Below are 1637 nucleotides of genomic sequence, written 5' to 3' on the forward strand. Positions count from 1 at the left end.
CCCAACTTCCAGAATTTCCTTCAGAAATGCAAGCCTAGTAGTCCCGGGCAGACTCGAACTGCCGACCCCTACATTATCAGTGTAGTACTCTAACCAGCTGAGCTACGAGACTCTGTCTTAATCACTTGCGTTTTCCGTATTTTTTGAATGGACAGCGAGAGTAAGGAAACCCCGTTTCCCTATGATGTGTAACTTTTTTTGCCTTGTCGTCACTTTCTCTAGAAAGGAGGTGTTCCAGCCGCACCTTCCGGTACGGCTACCTTGTTACGACTTAGCCCTAGTTACCAGTTTTACCCTAGGCAGCTCCTTGCGGTCACCGACTTCAGGCACCCCCGGCTTCCATGGCTTGACGGGCGGTGTGTACAAGGCCCGGGAACGTATTCACCGGATCATGGCTGATATCCGATTACTAGCGATTCCAGCTTCACGGAGTCGGGTTGCAGACTCCGATCCGAACTGAGAACGGTTTTGTAGATTCGCTCCCCCTCGCGGGGTGGCTGCTCACTGTACCGTCCATTGTAGCACGTGTGTAGCCCAAGGCGTAAGGGCCGTGATGATTTGACGTCATCCCCACCTTCCTCACGGTTTGCACCGGCAGTCTTGCTAGAGTTCCCGACATGACTCGCTGGCAACTAACAACAGGGGTTGCGCTCGTTATAGGACTTAACCTGACACCTCACGGCACGAGCTGACGACAACCATGCAGCACCTTGAAAAACGTCCGAAGAAGGACCTGTTTCCAGATCTGTCGTTTCCCATTTAAGCCTTGGTAAGGTTCCTCGCGTATCATCGAATTAAACCACATGCTCCACCGCTTGTGCGGGCCCCCGTCAATTCCTTTGAGTTTCAAACTTGCGTTCGTACTCCCCAGGTGGGATACTTATCACTTTCGCTTAGCCACTCAGTCTTGCGACCGAACAGCTAGTATCCATCGTTTACGGCGTGGACTACCAGGGTATCTAATCCTGTTCGCTCCCCACGCTTTCGTCCATCAGCGTCAATCCACCGGTAGTGACCTGCCTTCGCAATCGGTATTCCATGTAATCTCTAAGCATTTCACCGCTACACTACATATTCTAGTCACTTCCCGATAATTCAAGCCCTGCAGTATCAATGGCAATTTTCCGGTTGAGCCGAAAGATTTCACCACTGACTTACAGGGCCGCCTACGGACCCTTTAAACCCAATGATTCCGGATAACGCTTGGATCCTCCGTATTACCGCGGCTGCTGGCACGGAGTTAGCCGATCCTTATTCTTACGGTACCGTCAAGCTCCTTCACGAAGGAGTGTTTCTTCCCGTACAAAAGCAGTTTACAACCCATAGGGCCGTCGTCCTGCACGCGGCATGGCTGGTTCAGGCTTGCGCCCATTGACCAATATTCCTCACTGCTGCCTCCCGTAGGAGTCTGGTCCGTGTCTCAGTACCAGTGTGGGGGATCTCCCTCTCAGGACCCCTACCCATCATCGTCTTGGTAAGCCGTTACCTTACCAACTAACTAATGGGACGCATGCTCATCTCTCACCGATAAATCTTTAATAAAAGGACGATGCCGACCTTAAATACCATGGGGTATTAATCCGGATTTCTCCGGGCTATCCCCCAGTGAGAGGCAGATTGCATACGCGTTACGCACC

The 1637-nt window shown here is 51.9% G+C and carries 1 tRNA gene and 1 rRNA gene (1 of these 2 running past the window's edge); both read right to left on the reverse strand.

The annotated features are described in order from the left end of the window. Positions 1-38: 38 nt before the first annotated feature. Positions 39-112, reverse strand: a tRNA-Ile gene (locus HZF10_RS17845). Between the two features lie 110 nt (positions 113-222). After that, positions 223-1637: ribosomal RNA gene (locus tag HZF10_RS17850) — 16S ribosomal RNA — on the reverse strand; it runs 113 nt beyond the window's last position.

Source organism: Flavobacterium agri (assembly GCF_013401995.1).
GTDB classification, from domain to species: domain Bacteria; phylum Bacteroidota; class Bacteroidia; order Flavobacteriales; family Flavobacteriaceae; genus Flavobacterium; species Flavobacterium agri.